The organism is Saccharopolyspora pogona (assembly GCF_014697215.1).
In the GTDB taxonomy this organism is placed as follows: Bacteria; Actinomycetota; Actinomycetes; order Mycobacteriales; family Pseudonocardiaceae; genus Saccharopolyspora; species Saccharopolyspora hattusasensis.
The window spans coordinates 9,133,314-9,150,837 of sequence record NZ_CP031142.1; the positions used below are offsets into that span (position 1 = coordinate 9,133,314).

Below are 17,524 nucleotides of genomic sequence, written 5' to 3' on the forward strand. Positions count from 1 at the left end.
GCTGGATCCGCCTGAGAGACTGTTGGGTAACTGGGTGGTTACGCAGCGATGTTGGTTTCGGCGGTGAGTCGGCGGGCGGCTTCGCGTTCGGTGGCGTTGGACCACTTGACGCTCTGGCCGGCGAGCCGGGTGGCCATGAGGCGGATCATCGCGAGTTTGATCATGTTTTCGGAGTTCGCGGTCAAGCGTTCGTAGTCGCGGGCGAGGCGACGGTTGCGGATCAGCCACCCAAAAGTTCGTTCGACCACCCACCTGCGTGGTAGCACCTGGAACCCCTTGACATCGTCGCTGCGTTTGACGATTTCCAGTACCAGCCCGAGTTTTTCCTTCGCCCAGGCCAGCAGGCCGTTGACGATGGAGTTGGCGTATCCACCATCGGCCCACACCAGTGCGACCGAGGGGAACCGGGCGGCCAGGCGCCGCAGGATCTCGCGCCCGCCGCGCTCCGCGCGGTCCTGCACCGATGCGGAGGTGACCATGATAACCAGCAGCAGGCCGAGCGTGTCCACGATGAGGTGCCGTTTGCGGCCTGTCGTTTTCTTGCCCATATCGAACCCGCGCGATTCGCCGCCCTCACTGCTTTTGATGGACTGGGCGTCGAGCACGGCCGCCGACGGGTCCGCCGTGCGTCCGGCCTGGCGCCGAACCTGATCGCGCAGCGCGTCGTGGACACGGTCGATCGTGCCGTCGGCACTCCAGTCCCGAAACCAGCGATAGGCCGCGTCCCAGGGCAGCAGATCGTGGGGAATCATCCGCCACTGACAACCCGAACGCAGCACGTAGAAGATCCCGTCCAATACCAGGCGATCGTCGTATTTCCTTGCCATACCGCCCTTTCGGCGGTCTCGTACCGGCATCAACGGTTCCAGGACGGCCCACACCTCATCGGTCAGACTGGACGGATAACATGGGCGGCGATCATCCCCGCCGGTATCGCAGTTGCACACACAACAAGATCACGGCGGGGATGATCTCTTTGTCATCTCGACACGCTGGCCGAGATCAACATCACGCCACGCTCAGTGTCGCCCCAGTTACCCAACAGTCTCTGAGATTGCGGAGTTGGCCGAGCTGACGGGTCGAATGGAGCGGCATGTGAACACGATGCCGCCGGATGTCGACCCGAAGGGTGTGCGTACGAACGTCGAACGCGCGAAGAAAATGGTACGGCAGGGACACTGGACTCCAACCGATTTGCAGACCGCCGGGGCGAGGTTGCCTGGGGTGCGGAAAGCGGAGAGGGCGTTGCACGATATTCGCCTGGCAAAGGTGCGTGAGGTGTATGTGCAGGCCAAGCAGGCGATAGCGCAGGGACATGTTCCGGTCACCTATTTCAAAGACGGCGTGCCCGGTGGGGTGAGCTCCCGGCCGGACATGCGCCTGGGATTCGAGGTGAAATCAAGCTCCCCGGCGACAATTTCGGTGACCGGGCCAGCAGTCTGGGGGCGGCGGTCGAACGAGAGGGGCTGGTGGACTGGAAGGCTCAAGGCTCGCAGCTGATTGGTAAGGAGGCTGCCAAGGCGATTGCGGCCAGTGGTAGGTGGGCGTTGATCAAGGAGGGGCCGTCGTTCGAGGTGGAGGCGACATCGCCGACCCTGCGTCATGACCGTCATGGCACTGTGTGGCCCAGCATGGAGAAGATGCTGGGCGCGGTTCGGCGGCACGGCGGTTATGGCTCGGAGTCAGGGGGCATGTGAATGTCAGTTTTGACTGGCGGTTGACCCCCGGCAGTACGTGCGTGTGGCGCAGTTCGTGACGGTCCACGCGCCGGTGCTCTTCCGGCTGGGCAACGTTGCGGGCGGCGACGCCTCTAAGCAACGCGACGTCTGGCATGCGGCGCCGCTTCCGCTCCCGCCGGATCCGTACACGGTGGACGAAAACGGTGGGGATGCCGCCTCGTACGAACCCGTTGTCCACGTGAACGTGGACAAGGACGAGGCTGTGCGCTTTGAGGTCTCGGGGCGCGAGGACGATCGGCTCGAGTTCCGGATGTGGGCTGGGGACGCGGGTGAGCTGACCGGAAACCCCGCGCTGTGGCAGGTGCGGGCCGAGTTGAGCGCGGTGATCACGCTGGCCGGTGTCCGGTGACAGATAGATCGGCCCGACGTTGAGTACTGACCTGGGTGGGCCTGAATGGTTGGCAGATGATCGAGCTGTTGGTTGTCATCGAAGGTGGCCCGTGAGTCTGTCCAAAGAGGATCGTGCCAGCTAATCCGGCCCAGCGGTGGTTTCATCGAAGCGACGCAGAACGTTGGCTGCGTTGGTGATTGTTTCGGGATATGTTGCGGCGTCGATGAGGTCGGGGTGGTCGAGGGCGAGATGGCGGTTGGTCGAGCTGATCGCTGTGATGCGCGGGTCGATGGGATTCGGGTAGCTGTGTGGCCTGGTAGCGATGATCCGTTGGCGTTCGGTTACTTCACGCGCCGGGGGTCTCTGGTGCTTGTCAGCGCTGATAGCGGTAATCGTCGTGGAAGTCCGGGTGGTCCTCGTACTCGGCGGCGAAGCCGAGCACGACCCACCGCAGATCCCAGAACGTCTCAGCACCTCGCCGTTGTGCTCCACGAGCCCAGCGTTGCGCGGCCGGATGAGGATGCGCTTGAGTGTGGCCGGGAGCCACCGCTTCGATCCGCGCGGGGTCTCCACGCCCATCGCCGTCCATTCCTTGCAGATCGCGTACAGCGACTCCCCGGAGATCACCCGCGAGACCGCGTTCTGGATCATCGCGACCTCGTGGCCGATCAGCTTGACGCCGACCTCCTCGCGGTTGAGCACGTTGCCGTAGGCGTCCCGGATCGGGCCGGCGTACCCGAACGGCCGAGCGCCGCCGATCCACTCACCGCGGCTCAGGGCGACGATCTTCTGGGAGCAGATCCGCTCGGACATGTGCTCGACCTCGTACCGGGCAGCGGCCCCGAGGTTCCGGGCGACCAGGCGGCCCGCCGGGGTGGTCAGGTCGAGGTGACCGGCCTTGACGCAATACGTGGCGACCTCGCGCGGCTGGCAGACGAGGATGTACTCCTCCAGTTCGGCGGGTGACCGGTGCAGGCGGTCGGTGTGCCACGCCAAGATCAGGTCTGCCCGACCCGCCTTGAGGTCACCGAGCATACGGATGTAGTGCTTGCGCGGCTTGCCGGAGTACGCGGACATGTCGTTGTCCACGTAGACATCCACCACGACGACCCGCTTGCCCAGGGAGCGCGACAGCATCTCGGCGAGCTTCCGGCAGTCACCTTCCTGCCGTTCAACACCGAGGCCCGCGCCCACCTTGTCCTTACCTTCAACATCGTCGCTGCGGCCCGCTTCACCCCCGACACCGCGCGGACGCGGATCAACGAGACAGTCCGGGCGTTGGCCGCCACCGGACGTCCCTTCTCCTGGTGGGTAGGCCCCGCTTCCACACCGGCGGACCTGAGCGCCCGCTTGTCGGCCGCCGGTCTGCCCGCCGCGGAACGCCCAGGCCCGTCCGGAGTTCTCCCTGATCCCGCTACTGACCTAACAGCCGCTCGACCAGGGGGAGAGTTTTACCTACGTGCGTCAGACGGTGCGCAGCAACGGCGCCGCTGTCGTCGCGATCGGGGCGCAGAAGCCCACCTCCAGCTACACGCTGGAACGCATCGAAGGCGAGATCGCCACCGTGGCGCACCTGTCCGAGCGGATCCCGCGTCAGTACCTCGGCGACTACGCTGGCCTGCAACAGTTCCTCGGCACCGAGATGGGCTACGGCATCCAGCGCGCCACTGACCGGATCATCATCAACGGCAGCGGCACCGCCCCCGAGTCGTCCGGCATCCTCAACACCACCGGAGTCCTCGCCCAGCCGTATGCCACGGACGTGTTCGGGTCCTGCCGCTCGGCGATGACACGCCTGGCCGAGGCCGGGGAGACCGCCACCGCGTTTGTGTTCACCCCAACCGACTGGCAGGCCGTCGAAACACTGCGGGACGCCAACGAACGCTTCCAGCTCGGCGCGGCACCCAGCACCACCCCGGCTCGTACTCTGTGGAGCGTGCCCGTGGTGCTGTCCACCGAACTTCCCGCAGGCACCGCCCTGGTCGGCGACTTCCGCACCGTGACCCTGTTCGTCCGGGAAGCAATTAGGCTCGACTGGTCAGAGGCAGGACCCGAACTGTTCGACAAGAACGCCGTGAAGTTCCGCGCCGAAAACCGCGTCGGGCTCGCACTGACCCGTCCCGGTGCACTGTGCACGGTGGACATCACCGCCGCGTAAATCTTTACCGCGCAACGAAAAAGCCGCCCTGATGGACTAGCATCGGGCGGCTTTCTCGTGTCTCGATTAGCGTTCGGCCTGCTCGCGCCGCCACTGGATCAGTGTCATGTCCGCTTCTTCAGCAACAAGACCGATGTCGTCGTTGTCCGCCAGGGCTTCGAGAATCGGTTCCGCTTCGGCCGCGTGGTCGCGGTCGAGCAGGTAGGTCGCTGCCGCGCACCGGATCGCCGGAGCCTGGTCCTCCGCTAGCAGCGGCAGCAGCACCGCACTCGTGATCCCTTGCTTGTCCCACTCTGCAATCTGTGCGTTGGCGGCGTCGGTGTGCTTGTCCGCCTCGCGAGCGTTCGCGTGATCGCTGTCAAGCGCCGTCTCGCGAGCAGAGATGTATGCGGCAAAGTCTTCCCGCGCCTTTGTCAGCGCCTCGTCACTGGTCATCGTCGTTTGCCTTTCTCAGCGCCTGCCGGACAGCCCGCAACCCGCGCCGGTACTGCTCGTCCCAGCTCATGCCATTCATCGTGTCCCGGAGCGTTTGATTACCTCTTAGTAGCTTGCTCGCGTACCGGGCCGTGATCATACGGTGCACCCCTACCGGCAACCAGATCATGTTGTCCGTCGTGTTGATCCGCTCTGCGGAGAATCCGCTGCGGTGATCCTTGGACTGCGACTGCTCGACGATGTGGTGCAGCTCGTGTCCTGGTCGTCGCCCGAGTGCTCGTTTGGCCGCGCTGAACGACGGGAACGAACGCGGGCCGCCTTCCTCGTCGGCTACTGTCTTCGGCGTGTCCGGCTTCGGCTTGGCCGGTTCCTGTGTCGGTGCAGGTGGTGGAGTGGCGTTGCCGCCCGTGCTCGGTGGGACGCCGCCACCGCCCTCGTGATGCTGGGCGATCTCCGCGAGTCGCGTACGGAGTGCGATCAGACCCCGGATCACGTCGGTTGTCGCGGTGACGACCTGCTGTGTCTGGCCGATGAGGTCCGATTCCGGCCCAGTGATCTCCGCGAGCTGGTCGCGTACACCCTCGATCAGATCGCACAGGTTGCCCGCCGTCTGCACCGGAACGGCATCGGCGACCGTCTTCAGTTGCGCCGCACGGTCGCCGATCGCCTCGCCGGTCATCCCTGCGCGTGGTAGGTCGCCTTCTCACTGATCATCACACGTAGGTGCTCCATACCAGCCGTGAGCTGGCTGACTTCGTTGGACACCGCACCGATCTGGCCGTGTAACTCCTGTGTGCTGGACGTGTCGCCGAGGATGCCCGCAACCTGCTGTTGCAAGCTTTCCAGCTCGCCCTAAAACTGTTGGACACCACCGATTGGTACCTGCTCGGACAGTGCTTGCAACTGCTGTGCCTGCTCGGCGATGGACATGCGAAACTCCCTCATCATCAACTCGGAACCGGGCAGGAACGCCGATGGGCGGACAGCGACGTCCTGCCCGGCATGAAGCGGTGACGGCTGCTGGGGTCGTGCCGTCCCGCTGTGCTGGAAACCGATCAGGTGGACAGGGTTCAGGGAGTACCGCCGCCCGCCTGATCGGAGCTCGATGCAGCACACCCACTCGCCACGCAGTCACGCAGTCATGCGTCAGGGCGTACTCGCGCAGGTTCTCGTCCACGCATACCCGACACGCTCGGGCGCAGCGCGGCTGATTCGGCGGGCCGATCGTCAGCCCACACCGCGTCGTGTTGACCGTGCCGGGTTGACGTTCGTGTGCCGTGCCCGCGTGATCAGCTCGAGTCGCACACACGCCCACTCCAACCCTGAGATCAGAGTCGAAAGTGTCGCTGTGCCAACGAAAACTGGAATCAAAAAGAAGATCACCCGCCATACGATCAAGGTATGGCGGGTGATCACACGCGGGGTATGACGTGGCGTACTACTGCACGTTTGGACTAACGAACGCCGACCTTCTGCGCCAACTCATGGAGCCGGGGCGGACGGGAACGCGACGTGTGCAGCAACTCCCTGACGACGGCCTTCGGCAGTGCTTGATGCCGCGCCCAGTTCGGTGCGATTTGCTCTGCCACCGACACCATGTGCAGTGACTTCTCGTGCTCTCCAAGTTTCAGGTACGCAAGCGCACGATCCGCCAGATGCCGACAGCGGCTCTGCTGTGGCTGTGACTTCATGCTCTGGGGCCCAGCGTGAGGAGTGTCCAACGCACGCCGGTAATCACCCAGATTGATCAGGATGTCCGTGGACTGCATGGTGATGCGTGACGGACCAAACGCCGTGTGGTGGTCATTGCGGCCGTTCGGTATCCGACTCGCGGTCTCAGACGCTTCTGCCAGGTAGTCGCGTGCACTGGCGTCGTGCCCCGCGCGTGCGGCAGCGTTCCCCGCCTGCAAGATCAACGATCCGTAGACGCTCAACTCGGGCATCGTCGCGTCGCCCGTGGGATCGATGCCTTCAGAGGTCTGCACGGATAGCCGTTCCGATTCGTCGTAACGGCCGCTGACCATGAGTTGCCATGCGAGTGACCCCCGAGCACTTGCTAGCAGGCACGGATCATCCCCTCGTTCCGCGAGAGATACGGCCTCACGTGTGGCGATAAAGGCAGCGTCCGGGTGCCGCAGCAACGTCAAGGTGGAACCAGCGGCCCACAACACTTGTCCCAACGCCTGTGCAATCGCGGAGTGGTCTGCACTGGGTGCCGCGTGCAACGCCGCCCGAAGATCCGTGATGGTCTGAGGGAGCACCGCAACCGCCGCATCGTGATCCCCGGACCAGTAGACGCCCCAGGCGTATACAGCAGCGCGCTGAGCTTCCTGCGCCGTCATGGAGTCTGGGTCGCTCATGCCGATCAAGTCGCCAACATCGATCACGGCACTGCGCAGTGCCGTGATGTCCTGCTGCCCGTCGCGATCCGGCAGTGTCACCGCGCCGAGCAGCGCCGGAAGCGGTACGTCAAGTGCACGTGCGATCTTGTGAAGACTTGCCACCTTCGCTGTGTGGCGGGCTCCCTGTTCGAGCTTGCGAACAAGATCAACCGAGACGCCTGCCCGGTCGGCTAGCTGACGCTGGGTGTAGAGCTTGCCTCGAAGCTCTCGGATGCGCTCGCCGATCGCCCTGCCTGCGAGTTCGTCAGCCATGCCTCGCCACCACCTTCGCGGAGTAGATCCCTCGCAGTCCCCCGGCCCGTCGACCGGGGGCGCTTCCCCGCGAAGGGATGATCCAACGGTACCGACTCGCGACCTCGATCAGCTACAACCGATGTTTGGAATGTCACAAATCATGGGTTGCGTCGGGGGCGGCGAAGACCACCCGCTCCTGGTCGTGTTCGCGGTGGTGGGCGAGCTCGACCGCGCCTAGTTCGCGTGCGCGGGAGATCGCATCGGGCCACGGCCCCTCGGCCGCCAGGTCCAGGTGCAGCCGGTTCTTCGTGGTTTTCGGTTCGTCGACGCGGATGAATCCCAGTGCGCCGCCGTCGTTCGCGTCGGAGGAGATCACGACGTAGTCGCCGCCGTCGTGGCTGACGTGCCAGTCCAGCAAACCCGCCCACCACCTCGCCAGCTGCTGCGGCTCGGCGCAGTCGATCGTGACGTGCTTGATGCTCAGTCGTCCAGTCGGCACCGGAATTCCCTCTGCCCAAATCCGAAAGCGGTTGTGCGCCGGTAGCGATCGTCGCACAGGAGTCGGGATCATTCGATCAGCAGCGCGATGGCGGTGCGGGTGAGCTCGGCGTCGGCCAGGTCCGAGCGGTGTCCGGCGATGCCGGATCGCAGCAGCGCTGCGCCTTCGATCAGCGCGGCAAACGTCTGCGCCTTCGCTTGGCGTTGCGGTTCCGGCAGGTCGGGTTGGCAGTGGCGGATGAATGCGGCGACGTGGCCGGTGTACTTGTCGTAGAAATCGCGCACCACCTGGGCGATTTCCTCGTCGCGGGCCGCGATCGCCCAGATCTCCACGTAGAGCTGGACCAGCAGGGGATCGTCGTGCTCGGCGAGCAGCGCCGCGACCACTGCGGACGGGTGGGCTTGGGGGCCGGCCGCCGATTCTTCGCCCACGGCCAATCCGGTGGTGTCGACCAGGCGCTGCAACGAACGTTGCAATGCTCGTTCCAGCACGCAGCGGATCAGCGCCGCCCGGCTGGGGAAGTAGTGCTGCAGGTGCCCGATGCGGACGCCAGCCTCCGCTGCGATCGCGCGCATCGACGATTCCGCATTGCCCACCTCGGTCAGCACTCGCTCGGCGGCGTCGAGCAGCGCCGTCCGTCGGCGGGCGCCCTGCGCGGTCAGCTGCTCCTCCGGGCGGGCGGTCTTGGGCTGGTCACCGGGAGAACTGCTTTCGGCCATCTCCAACACCTCCGGTGGATTTCGGCAGCGATCCTAAGAGGATAGTCGTGGGCCCGGCAGTCAGTGGAGCCGGATTCACGACAGGTCGACGGTCACATCGTGTTCCGCCAAGGCAGCGACCACGTCCTCCGGATGCGGGGTCAGCTCGGGGAAGGTCACGCCGACCGGAGCCGCGCCGCCATCCTCGCCGAGCACGCGCCGCAGTCCGAGCAGGCCGCCGACCGCCGTGAGGTGAGCCTGACCGGCGGGGTCGATGATCGTCGCGGTGCGCTTGCCGTTCCTGCCCGCGACGTCGATCCGGATCTGCGCGGTGCCGCCTTTCCCGGGCGAGTACAGCAAGGAACGGCGCAGCGAGCGCCAGCGGTTTCCTCGGCCCCAGCGGAAGAATCCGAGTTTCTTCACTGCGAGGAGGGTCGAGGTTGAAGCGTTGGTGCTGAACCCGATCCGGGTCACGGCCGTGTCGATGCCGAGGGTGAGGGGGAGGGTGAACTGCTCCGGCGTGTCGATGGAGGCGACCTTGGTGCGCGAACCGGCGACGTCGACCGACCGCACGTCCGACAGCGGCATCACTTCCCGCCGCTCGCCGTCGACGACGACCTCGTAGTCCAGCCCGAGGGCGGTCCATGAAGTCGACGGAGTCGACGCCCGCGCGAGCCTGCTCGTCCACCTGGTGATGTCGACGTACGGGATGCTCGCCTCCACGGCTGCGCGCAGCACCCGGTCGGCCGGGTCATTCACGGTGCTGATCACCGCCCGCGCCTTCGCCGCGAACGGTCGGGGGTCCGCCAGGTCCCACCGCCGCACTTCGGCGCCGAGTTCCTCGGCGAGCGCGGCTCCGCGCTCGGGCGTTCTTCCGGTCAGCAGCAGGGGCCAATGGGGCGCGGCCAAGCGCGCCACCTCGCCGCCGATCGTGCCGTAGCCGCCAACTACCAGTACTGGTCCACCCGCGTGGAACTCCAGCTCGTCACTCACATGGAGCAGTTCTAGGTCATATGATCTAGAACGGCAACGGGCGCCGTCGTGCTGCCTGCGCGACCTGTCGTCCAAACGACTTGCGAGAACCGTTGACCGCGTTGGCCAAGCGCTTCTGACGCGGCGGTTCTGTTGGCATACTCGAGAAGACTGCTCAGGGAGGCGCTGTGGATCTGGCAATGACCAACGTCAGGCTGTCCGAGGGGATCACCCTGGTCGAGGTGGCCGGTGAGCTCGACGTCTACACCGCGCCCAGCCTGCGGGAGCGAGTCGTCGATGCGCTGGGCGGCGACGAGGTCCGGCTGGTCGTGGACCTGAACGGACTGGACTTCCTGGACAGCACCGGGCTCGGGGTCCTGGTCGGCGGGTTGAAGCGGGCGCGCGCTCGCGGCGGTGAATTGATCGTGGTGTGCAGTGCCGAGCGGTTGCTCAAGATCTTCCGGATCACGGGACTGACCAGGGTCTTCCGGATCGTGCCCGACGTCGCCTCGGCCCGGGCCCTGCTCGTGGACCGCGCGGAGTTGGCCGCGCAGCCGGACCCGGATGCCGAAACCATCGGCTGGCACTGGGTTCCCGGTCGGATCTACCTCAGCGACGAGCGGGATCACCAGGCCGTGGCGGACGCGGCGGAACGAGTGGTCGAGGCCTTCGGCCTGGAGTTCGCCCACGCCTTCCCGCCCGTGGTCGGGTCGTGGTTCGGCGAGTTCCTGATCCGGTTGAAGAATTCGGGGCAGCTGCCGACGAAGGAGGAGCAGTTCGTCAAGCTCAGCCGGGCCCTGGACCTGCGCCTGCTGGACCGGCAGCAGGCCGAGGTCGATGCCGCGCAGGGAGCCGCGGTGGCGGGGTTGATCCAGTCGTTGTCGAACACCCCGCGCGCCATCGTGCAGATCGGATCGGTGTTCCTTGTCAAGGTGGACGAGGTGGTCGTGGTGCGCAACCTGACTCAGGTGGAACTGGCGCACTGGGAGCGCAACCCGGCACTGTTCCGCGACCCCGCCGCCGCGCTGCAGGAACTCCAGCAAGCGACGTCGAACGGAGCCGGGCTCGAGCCGACTGCGGACGCAGGCGAACACGAGACGGCTTCGAGCTCGGGAAGGTCCTCCGACTAGGGTTTTGCCGCAGCCATGGCCGATGTGGCTGTTCGCGCCACCGGCCCGGCCGCTGCGTTCAAGTCATTTCCGCGGTGTGCGCTGGCAAGCGGCCAGGGCGGTTGACGTGAGCTCCACGGCCGATTCGCCGAACTTCCCCCGCCTCCGGATTCCAGCCCTGATCGCGGGGATGAGCTGGTGGCAGCAGAGGTGCAGCGCGGCCTCCAGGCTCGCGTGCACCGGTCTCCGCTGGCACGTCCGTTGTAGACGGACGAGTGTTCGCATCGGTAGTCCTTTCGGCTGCGGACAGACGTCGCGAGACCGGGCACAGGGGATCAGCCTCGACGTGCCGCAGCCGGAACCGGCTCGCTCGCTTCGGTTCCGGGCATCGGTTCGGTCGTGCTGGTGCTGCGGAAGCGGCGCAGCCGTAGGCTGTTGCCGACCACGAACACCGAGCTGAACGCCATCGCGGCCCCGGCGATCATCGGGTTGAGCAGCCCAGCCGCCGCAAGCGGCAGGGCTGCCACGTTGTAGGCGAAGGCCCAGAACAGGTTGCCCTTGATGGTGCCGAGCGTCCGGCGGGACAGCCGGATCGCGTCCACCGCCGCGCGCAGGTCGCCGCGGACCAGGGTCAGGTCGCTGGCCTCGATGGCCACGTCGGTGCCGGTGCCCATGGCCAGGCCGAGGTCGGCCTGGGCCAGGGCGGCGGCGTCGTTGACGCCATCACCGGCCATCGCCACCACGCGACCTTCGGACTGCAGCCGCTTGACGGCGTCGACCTTGTCCTGCGGCAGGACCTCGGCGATGACCTCGTCGATGCCGGTCTCGGCCGCCACCGTGCGCGCCACCGTCTCGTTGTCGCCGGTGAGCAGGACCGGCTTCAAACCGAGCTTGCGCAGTCCGGCGATGGCCGCTGCGGATGTCGGCTTGACGGTGTCGGCGACCGCCAACACGGCGCGGGCGGCACCGTCCCATGCCACCGCGACGGCGGTCCGGCCCTGTTTCTCGGCCTTGGTCTGCGCCGCGACCAGCTCGGCGGGAAGCGGCTGGCTCCACTGCGCGAGCAGCGCCGGGCGTCCGACGAGCACGGCGCGGCCGTCGATGACGGCCTGCACGCCGAGTCCTTCGACGTTGCTGAACTCCTCGACGGCCGGAAGCTCGCCCACTCGCTCGGCTGCCCCTCGCGCGATCGCCCTGGCGATCGGGTGTTCCGAGGCGTGTTCGGCCGCGCCTGCCAGGCGCAGCACCGCTTCCTCGCCGATCCCGTCCGCGGCGTGCACGGCGACCAGCGACATTTGTCCACTGGTGACGGTGCCGGTCTTGTCCAGCACCACGGTGTCGATGCGCCGGGTCGACTCCAGCACCTCCGGGCCCTTGATCAGGATGCCCAGCTGCGCGCCGCGCCCGGTGCCGACCAGCAGCGCGGTCGGAGTGGCCAGACCCAGCGCGCACGGGCAGGCGATGATCAGCACCGCGACGGCGGCGGTGAACGCGGCAGTGGCACCAGCACCGGTGGCGAGCCAGGAGATCAGCGTCCCGAGCGCCAGCAGGATCACGAGGGGGACGAACACCGCGGAGATCCGGTCGGCCAGCCGCTGCACGGCGGCCTTGCCGCTCTGGGCGTCCTCGACGAGCTTGGCCATCTGGGCCAGCTGGGTGTCCGCGCCGATCCGCGTGGCGCGGACGACCAGCCGGCCGCCCGCGTTGACGGTGGCGCCGACCACGGCGTCACCCGCACCGACCTCGACCGGCACGGATTCGCCGGTGAGCATGCTCGCGTCGACGGCGGAGTTGCCCTCCTCGATGATCCCGTCGGTCGCGATCTTCTCCCCGGGGCGGACCACGAACCGGTCGCCGACGGCGAGTCGATCTGTGGGGATGCGGACCTCGACGCCGTCGCGGAGCACCGCGACGTCCTTGGCGCCGAGCTCCAGCAGCGCGCGCAGCGCGGCACCCGCCCGGCGCTTGGAGCGCGCCTCGAAGTAGCGCCCGGCGAGGATGAACGTCGTGACCCCGGCCGCGACTTCGAGGTAGATGTTCCCGTCGCCGCCCATGCGCTGGATGGTGAGCTCGAACCCGTGCGTCATGCCGGGGGTGCCGGCGGCGCCGAACAGCAGCGCGTAGAGCGACCACGCGTAGGCCGCCAGCGTGCCCATGGAGATCAGGGTGTCCATGGTGGCCGCGCCGTGGCGCAGGTTCGTCCAGGCGGCCCGGTGGAACGGCCACGCGCCCCACGCCACGACCGGCGTGGCGATGACGAGCGAGATCCACTGCCAGTTGGTGAACTGCAGCGCCGGGATCATCGCCAACGCGATCACCGGCACCGACAGCACGGCCGAGTGGAGCAGCCGGTTCCGCAAGGACTTCGTCGGGTCTTCGGCTTCGGCCGCCGGTTCGAGGGGCAGTTCGGCCGTGTAGCCGGCCGCCTCGACCTGTTCGACCAGCTGCTGCGGGTCGAGCGTTTCCGGGAAGGTGACCTTGGCCTTTTCGGTGGCGTAGTTGACCGTGGCCGTGACGCCTTCGAGCTTGCTGAGCCGCCGCTCGACGCGCCTGGCGCACGACGCGCACGTCATGCCGCCGATGGCCAGTTCGATCTCTGCGGTGGGGCTCGTCCCAGTGTTCATCGGGGTTCTCCTGCGTGGCCGTCGTCGGCGGGGCTCCGCGGCCCGTCCGCCGGCTGCTGCGCGTCGACTGCGATTTCCGCGGCGCGGACCTCGACCTGGTGCGTCTCCATGGCGCCGGATGGCACCTCGAGGTCGAAGGCGATGCTAGGCCCGGCGTGTGCGCCCATCGTTGGTGGGGGAGACGCCGAGGTCCGGTCTCCGCTGGGTGTGAAGGCGGCGAACATGGCGGTCCTCGGGTTGCGTGGCGCTCGTTACTTGGCGGCCAGTTCGTAGCCGGCTTCCTCGACGGCCGCGCGCACGTCGGCGTCGTTCACCGGCTCGGAGCTGCGCACGGTCACGGCACCGGTGGGCAGGCTCACTGACACGTCCGAGACCGTGTTGATCTTGCTGACCTCCTCGGTCACCGACCGCGCGCAGTGGTCGCAAGTCATGCCGGTCACGGTGTAGCTGGCCTCGATCACGTCGACATCCCTTCCGCTGACTCGTCGTCGGTCCGGCGGCCGACACCTCATTTATACCCTAGGGGGGTAATGTAGTCAAAGCTGCGCCGCACCTCAGCTGCCACTCCGTTTCTCCAGTGCGCACAACCGATCAGCCGGGAACCGCGCTGCCATCCGGGCGACTCGCGTACCGGCGGCAGCGGGTCGACACTGCTTACCTGACGCGAGTCGGCGCGGCCGAAGCGGCGCTTCGGGTGACGGATGGCGCCACGTCTCGGGGCGACGGTGGACGTCCGGGAAGTTGACGGTGCGACATGGAATGCGGTAGTCAGCACGCAGGAATCAGTCTGACGAAGGCCACGTGGGACCTACCCGGGGCCGAGCCGCGCGGGGACACCGACGTCCTGGACGTCACCGACGACAGCGCATCCGCGGGATACCCGTGCACCGTGGCGGCCACCGTCTGGAGGGCGTGTGGCGTACCGGTGAGGTTCGGTGCTGACGATGTGGTGATTCGGATAATTCTCAGCGTGGCGGCGGGTTCGATCGTTGAGGCGCTCCGGCTGGCGCGCCCGGTACTGGCTCCGTTGGGCCCGGTGCCAGTATTCGTGCCTCGCAAGGACGTCCGGTCGGCCGCAGCGGCTGCGGTTTGGCCGTTCACCGGGCCAGGCGGCCGAGGAGTGCCGAGGCGATGCTGATCATGGTGCCGGCGGCGACGACCAGGACGGCGAAGTCCAGCGCCAGGTGGGCGGGCGTGCCGATCAGGAGGCCGCGCAGCGCGTCCACCTCGTAGCCGAGCGGGTTCGCATAGTTGGCCACCTTCAGCCACTCCGGCATCAGATCGACCGGGTACAGGGCGTTGGAGGCGAAGAACAGCGGCATCGTGATCGCCTGCCCGATCCCCATCAGCCGATCCCTGGACAGCACCAGTCCCGCGATGGTGATGGACAGGCAGCAGAAGAACGCCGAGCCGAGGACCACCACCACGGCCATCGCGAGCAGGTTCACCGGGTTGGCGGTGAGGCCGACGCCGAGCAGCGCGGCCAGCACCAGCACCACCAGCGCCTGCACCAGCGCGCGCACCCCGGCGGCGAACGCCTTGCCGGTGACCAGAGCGACCCGCGGCGTGGGCGTGACCAGCAGCTTCGCCAGCACGCCGGCATCCCGTTCCCAGATGATCTGGATGCCGTAGAAGATCGCGATGAACAGCGCCGACTGCGCGAGAATCCCCGGCGCCAGGTAGTCCAGGTACGGGATGTTCCCGGTGGGGATCGCCCGCAGCCTGGTGAACACCTCGCCGAAGATCAGCAGCCACAGCGCGGGCTGGATGGCCCTGGTGAGCAGCTCGGTCCGGTCGTGCCGCAACTTCTGCAGCTCGACCAGGCACATCGCCGCCACCCGCGCCAACAGCAGGCCCGGCAGGCTGCGCCGCACCGGTTCAACCGAGGCGGCTGGAAGTACGTCGAGCCGCGCGGACATCTCGCATCCCTTCCCCCGTTCCGGCGCCGAAGGCGTCGGTGCTGATCGTCCGGAAGACGTCGTCGAGCGTGGCGTCCGGCCCCACGGCGGCCTTGAGCTCCGCCGGAGTGCCGCGCGCGCGAATCCGCCCGCGGTGCATGAGGGCGATCCGCTCGCAGTGCTGGTCTGCCTCGTCCATGTAGTGCGTCGTCATCAGCACGGTCATGCCGGTCTCGGCGCGGATCTCGCGGATCCGGTCCCACACGCTTTCCCGCCCGATGGGGTCGAGGCCGATCGTCGGCTCGTCCAGCACCAGCAGCTTCGGCCCGCTGACGAGCGCCTGGGCGAGTTCCAGGCGGCGCACCATGCCGCCCGAGTAGGTGTTGGCCAGGCGTTCGGCGGCATCGGCGAGCCCGACCGCGTCCAGCGCGGCACGCACCGCGGATCGCCGTTGCGCTCGGGGGACGTCGAAGAGCCGGGCGAACAGCGCGACGTTCTCCCGCCCGGTCAGCGACCCGTCGGCCGAAAGCTGCTGCGGCACATAGCCGATCAGCCGTCGCGCCGCCAGCTTGTGGCGCGCCACGTCGACGCCGAAGACCTCGACCGTTCCCGCCCTGGTGGGCAGGAGCGTGGTGATCGCCCGGATCGTGGTGGTCTTGCCCGCGCCGTTGGGCCCCAGCAACCCGAACACCTCGCCGGGCGGGACGTCCAGATCAACCCCGTCGACCGCGATCTGGTCGCCGAACGCGTGCCGCAGATCCCTGCACCGCACGGCCATCCGCTCCGTCATCGGCGCCACCTCCTTCCAAGGCCTCGACCAGCGCGTACAAACCGCGCAGCGCACCGGCAACGGCCTTTTGGTCTGCTGTGGACAGTTCGGCGAGCGCATCGCCGACGAGGCCGGTTCTCGCCTGCCGCCAGGCCGCGAGCCGGTGCGCGGCGGTGTCGGTCAGGTGCAGCCGGATCGCGCGGCGGTCGTCGGGATCGGTTTCGCGGCGCAGCAGGCCGACGTGGGCGAGCTGGTTGACCAACGTGCTGACGGAGTTCGCCGCCATCCGCAGTTGCAGGGCGGCGGCGGTCACGCTGATGCCCTGCTGCTGTTCGACGACCCGAAGCAGTTCGACCTGGGCACCCCGCAGGTCCGGCGTCGGCAGCTCGGCGCGAAGGCTGCGCCGCACTGTCCGCCGCAGCGCCGCGATCACGGTCATCAGCTCGTCGGCGACGACCCGCGCGTCCACATCGCCCACACGACCACGTTACCTCGCATTGAGAGGTATTCGCGCAAATGCGCGTTATCGCGGTTGCGGATCGGCCAGGATTGAAAAAGGCGCAACTCGAGTTGCAGGAGTGATTCTTGTTTGAACCCCAACGGGAATTGATCAGTGGTGGGAGCGTTCCCGGTTCGGGTGCTGGGGCAGCGGTGTGAACACGAGGCCGAGGTGCTGCACGGCATGCTGGATGTCGCCGAGGAGTATGTAGCGAACATGTTCGCTATGGCCTCTCGCGTTACCGGATGAGGCGCTGGACGAGTTCCGGGTTCCATTCGACGTACTCGACCTCGGCTCCGTCGGCGTGGCGGGCGTAGAGGAAACGCCCGGTGGGGCCGGCGGTGTTCGGCGTGGTGATGGACGCGCCGTTGGCCTTGAGGGTCGCTTCGAGATCGTCGAGGTTCGCGACGACCACGGTGGCGGAGGCGTGCGCGTACTTCGCGCGCTCCTCGGCGGGGCCCGCGATAACGAGAAAGTCGCCGATGGCCGCCAGTTCGATGCTCTCGAAGGACAGCCGGAGGTCCGCCGGTGCGCCGGTCAGCTCCTGCAGGAGCGGGAGGGCGCGGTCGAGTTCGTCGACCCAGAGGCGGGCGTAGGTCTTCAGGATGCTCACGGGGGCTCCATTCCTGTCGAGCTTTGGTCTCTTCTGGTTACTGAGGCACCGTAAGTGAGTAAGCTTCTAGGCGTAAGAACGCACTTTCCGGTGAGAGGGGAACCTCGTGGAAACAGAGCAGGTCAGGCGCTCGCCCGAGGACGCCGATGTGACGCGTGCCGACTCCCTCGCCCGCGAGATCTTCTCCGGAGTGGCCAACAAGTGGGCGCTCCTGATCATCAACGTCCTGCGGGACCGGACCCTGCGCTTTACCGAGCTGCACACCGAAGTGGAGGGCATCAGCCACAAGGTGCTCACCCAAACCCTGCGCGGGCTCGAACGCGACGGTGTGGTGCATCGGACGGTGCACGCCACGGTGCCACCGCGAGTTGAGTACCGCCTCACCGATGCGGGCCAAGCACTTCGCGACACCGTCAACGGCATGTGCGCGTGGACCCGCCGGTACCTAGACGAGATCGAGGCGTCCCGCCGCCGCTTCGACGCGCAGAAGCAGACCTGACTTTTGTCATCTCCGGCCGATGCGGTTGCCTCACTACCCGGAACG

General features: G+C 67.2%; 22 protein-coding genes and 1 pseudogene. 7 read left to right on the plus strand and 16 right to left on the minus strand.

The genetic code is table 11. From position 1 onward, the window contains the following. Positions 1-38: 38 nt before the first annotated feature. Positions 39-947 (minus strand): IS5 family transposase, encoded by a 909-nt coding sequence (locus DL519_RS43125; RefSeq protein ID WP_223840145.1) that lies wholly within the window; start codon positions 945-947, stop codon positions 39-41. A 115-nt stretch (positions 948-1,062) separates the two neighbouring features. Here DL519_RS43125 and DL519_RS48055 point away from each other — a divergent pair, with 115 nt between their 5' ends. From DL519_RS48055 to DL519_RS43135, 3 genes are read left to right on the plus strand one after another with little or no spacing between them, the layout of a single operon-like run. After that, a complete protein-coding gene (locus DL519_RS48055; RefSeq protein WP_223840146.1) occupies positions 1,063-1,500 on the plus strand; it encodes a hypothetical protein in 438 nt (145 codons plus the stop codon). Continuing rightward, positions 1,470-1,697: a hypothetical protein gene (locus tag DL519_RS43130; RefSeq protein WP_190823501.1), complete on the plus strand. Its 228-nt coding sequence runs from the start codon at positions 1,470-1,472 to the stop codon at positions 1,695-1,697. The genes DL519_RS48055 and DL519_RS43130 overlap by 31 nt, the downstream gene beginning before the upstream one ends. A gap of 55 nt (positions 1,698-1,752) precedes the next feature. Continuing rightward, positions 1,753-2,088 carry a hypothetical protein gene (locus DL519_RS43135; protein WP_190823502.1) on the plus strand — a complete coding sequence of 112 codons (336 nt, stop codon included), beginning with the start codon at positions 1,753-1,755 and terminating at the stop codon, positions 2,086-2,088. Between the two features lie 120 nt (positions 2,089-2,208). Here the strand turns inward: DL519_RS43135 and DL519_RS43140 are convergent, their stop codons facing one another. Next, the gene (locus DL519_RS43140) at positions 2,209-3,264 is read right to left on the minus strand and encodes a recombinase family protein (protein ID WP_190823503.1); all 1,056 of its coding nucleotides are present in this window, start codon (positions 3,262-3,264) and stop codon (positions 2,209-2,211) included. A gap of 259 nt (positions 3,265-3,523) precedes the next feature. On the opposite strand from DL519_RS43140, the pseudogene DL519_RS43145 reads away from it, so the two are divergent. Continuing rightward, positions 3,524-4,228, plus strand: a pseudogene (locus DL519_RS43145) (phage major capsid protein); the annotation flags it as partial. 66 nt (positions 4,229-4,294) lie between these two features. On the opposite strand, the gene DL519_RS43150 reads toward DL519_RS43145, so the two are convergent. From DL519_RS43150 to DL519_RS43180, 7 genes are all read right to left on the minus strand, one after another. Further along, a complete protein-coding gene (locus DL519_RS43150; protein ID WP_190823505.1) occupies positions 4,295-4,663 on the minus strand; it encodes a hypothetical protein in 369 nt (122 codons plus the stop codon). Beyond that, entirely contained in the window at positions 4,653-5,342 is a 690-nt protein-coding gene (locus DL519_RS43155) for a hypothetical protein (protein WP_190823506.1), read from the minus strand. Before DL519_RS43155 ends, DL519_RS43150 begins: the two co-directional genes overlap by 11 nt. Further along, positions 5,339-5,500, minus strand: a complete 162-nt coding sequence (locus DL519_RS48060) for a hypothetical protein (protein WP_223840147.1) — start codon at positions 5,498-5,500, stop codon at positions 5,339-5,341. Before DL519_RS48060 ends, DL519_RS43155 begins: the two co-directional genes overlap by 4 nt. Before the next feature lie 617 nt (positions 5,501-6,117). Continuing rightward, positions 6,118-7,317, minus strand: coding sequence for a helix-turn-helix domain-containing protein (locus DL519_RS43165; protein ID WP_190823507.1), 1,200 nt, complete (start codon positions 7,315-7,317; stop codon positions 6,118-6,120). A 133-nt stretch (positions 7,318-7,450) separates the two neighbouring features. Further along, the gene (locus tag DL519_RS43170; RefSeq protein WP_190823508.1) at positions 7,451-7,798 is read right to left on the minus strand and encodes a VOC family protein; all 348 of its coding nucleotides are present in this window, start codon (positions 7,796-7,798) and stop codon (positions 7,451-7,453) included. A gap of 68 nt (positions 7,799-7,866) precedes the next feature. After that, complete coding sequence (locus DL519_RS43175) at positions 7,867-8,517, minus strand: TetR/AcrR family transcriptional regulator (protein ID WP_190823509.1); 651 nt, start codon at positions 8,515-8,517, stop codon at positions 7,867-7,869. Positions 8,518-8,592: 75 nt separating this feature from the next. Beyond that, positions 8,593-9,489, minus strand: coding sequence for a saccharopine dehydrogenase family protein (locus tag DL519_RS43180; RefSeq protein WP_190823510.1), 897 nt, complete (start codon positions 9,487-9,489; stop codon positions 8,593-8,595). Between the two features lie 179 nt (positions 9,490-9,668). Here DL519_RS43180 and DL519_RS49295 point away from each other — a divergent pair, with 179 nt between their 5' ends. Beyond that, the gene (locus tag DL519_RS49295; protein ID WP_397545028.1) at positions 9,669-10,598 is read left to right on the plus strand and encodes an STAS domain-containing protein; all 930 of its coding nucleotides are present in this window, start codon (positions 9,669-9,671) and stop codon (positions 10,596-10,598) included. 314 nt (positions 10,599-10,912) lie between these two features. Here DL519_RS49295 and DL519_RS43190 read toward each other — a convergent pair whose 3' ends face one another. From DL519_RS43190 to DL519_RS43215, 6 genes are all read right to left on the minus strand, one after another. After that, entirely contained in the window at positions 10,913-13,201 is a 2,289-nt protein-coding gene (locus tag DL519_RS43190) for a heavy metal translocating P-type ATPase (RefSeq protein ID WP_190823512.1), read from the minus strand. Beyond that, the gene (locus tag DL519_RS43195; protein ID WP_190823513.1) at positions 13,198-13,425 is read right to left on the minus strand and encodes a hypothetical protein; all 228 of its coding nucleotides are present in this window, start codon (positions 13,423-13,425) and stop codon (positions 13,198-13,200) included. The genes DL519_RS43190 and DL519_RS43195 overlap by 4 nt, the downstream gene beginning before the upstream one ends. A gap of 27 nt (positions 13,426-13,452) precedes the next feature. Beyond that, complete coding sequence (locus tag DL519_RS43200; RefSeq protein ID WP_190823514.1) at positions 13,453-13,662, minus strand: heavy-metal-associated domain-containing protein; 210 nt, start codon at positions 13,660-13,662, stop codon at positions 13,453-13,455. Positions 13,663-14,298: 636 nt separating this feature from the next. Further along, a complete protein-coding gene (locus DL519_RS43205) occupies positions 14,299-15,120 on the minus strand; it encodes an ABC transporter permease (RefSeq protein WP_190823515.1) in 822 nt (273 codons plus the stop codon). Further along, entirely contained in the window at positions 15,080-15,889 is an 810-nt protein-coding gene (locus DL519_RS43210; RefSeq protein WP_190823516.1) for an ABC transporter ATP-binding protein, read from the minus strand. Before DL519_RS43210 ends, DL519_RS43205 begins: the two co-directional genes overlap by 41 nt. Further along, entirely contained in the window at positions 15,813-16,346 is a 534-nt protein-coding gene (locus DL519_RS43215; protein WP_190823517.1) for a MarR family winged helix-turn-helix transcriptional regulator, read from the minus strand. The genes DL519_RS43210 and DL519_RS43215 overlap by 77 nt, the downstream gene beginning before the upstream one ends. Positions 16,347-16,484: 138 nt before the next feature. On the opposite strand from DL519_RS43215, the gene DL519_RS49300 reads away from it, so the two are divergent. Beyond that, complete coding sequence (locus DL519_RS49300) at positions 16,485-16,616, plus strand: hypothetical protein (RefSeq protein WP_263399784.1); 132 nt, start codon at positions 16,485-16,487, stop codon at positions 16,614-16,616. Here DL519_RS49300 and DL519_RS43220 read toward each other — a convergent pair. Continuing rightward, a complete protein-coding gene (locus tag DL519_RS43220) occupies positions 16,606-16,980 on the minus strand; it encodes a VOC family protein (protein WP_190823518.1) in 375 nt (124 codons plus the stop codon). The two genes, DL519_RS49300 and DL519_RS43220, sit on opposite strands and share 11 nt — an antisense overlap. A gap of 106 nt (positions 16,981-17,086) precedes the next feature. On the opposite strand from DL519_RS43220, the gene DL519_RS43225 reads away from it, so the two are divergent. Further along, positions 17,087-17,479, plus strand: coding sequence for a winged helix-turn-helix transcriptional regulator (locus tag DL519_RS43225; protein ID WP_190823519.1), 393 nt, complete (start codon positions 17,087-17,089; stop codon positions 17,477-17,479). Positions 17,480-17,524 lie beyond the last annotated feature (45 nt).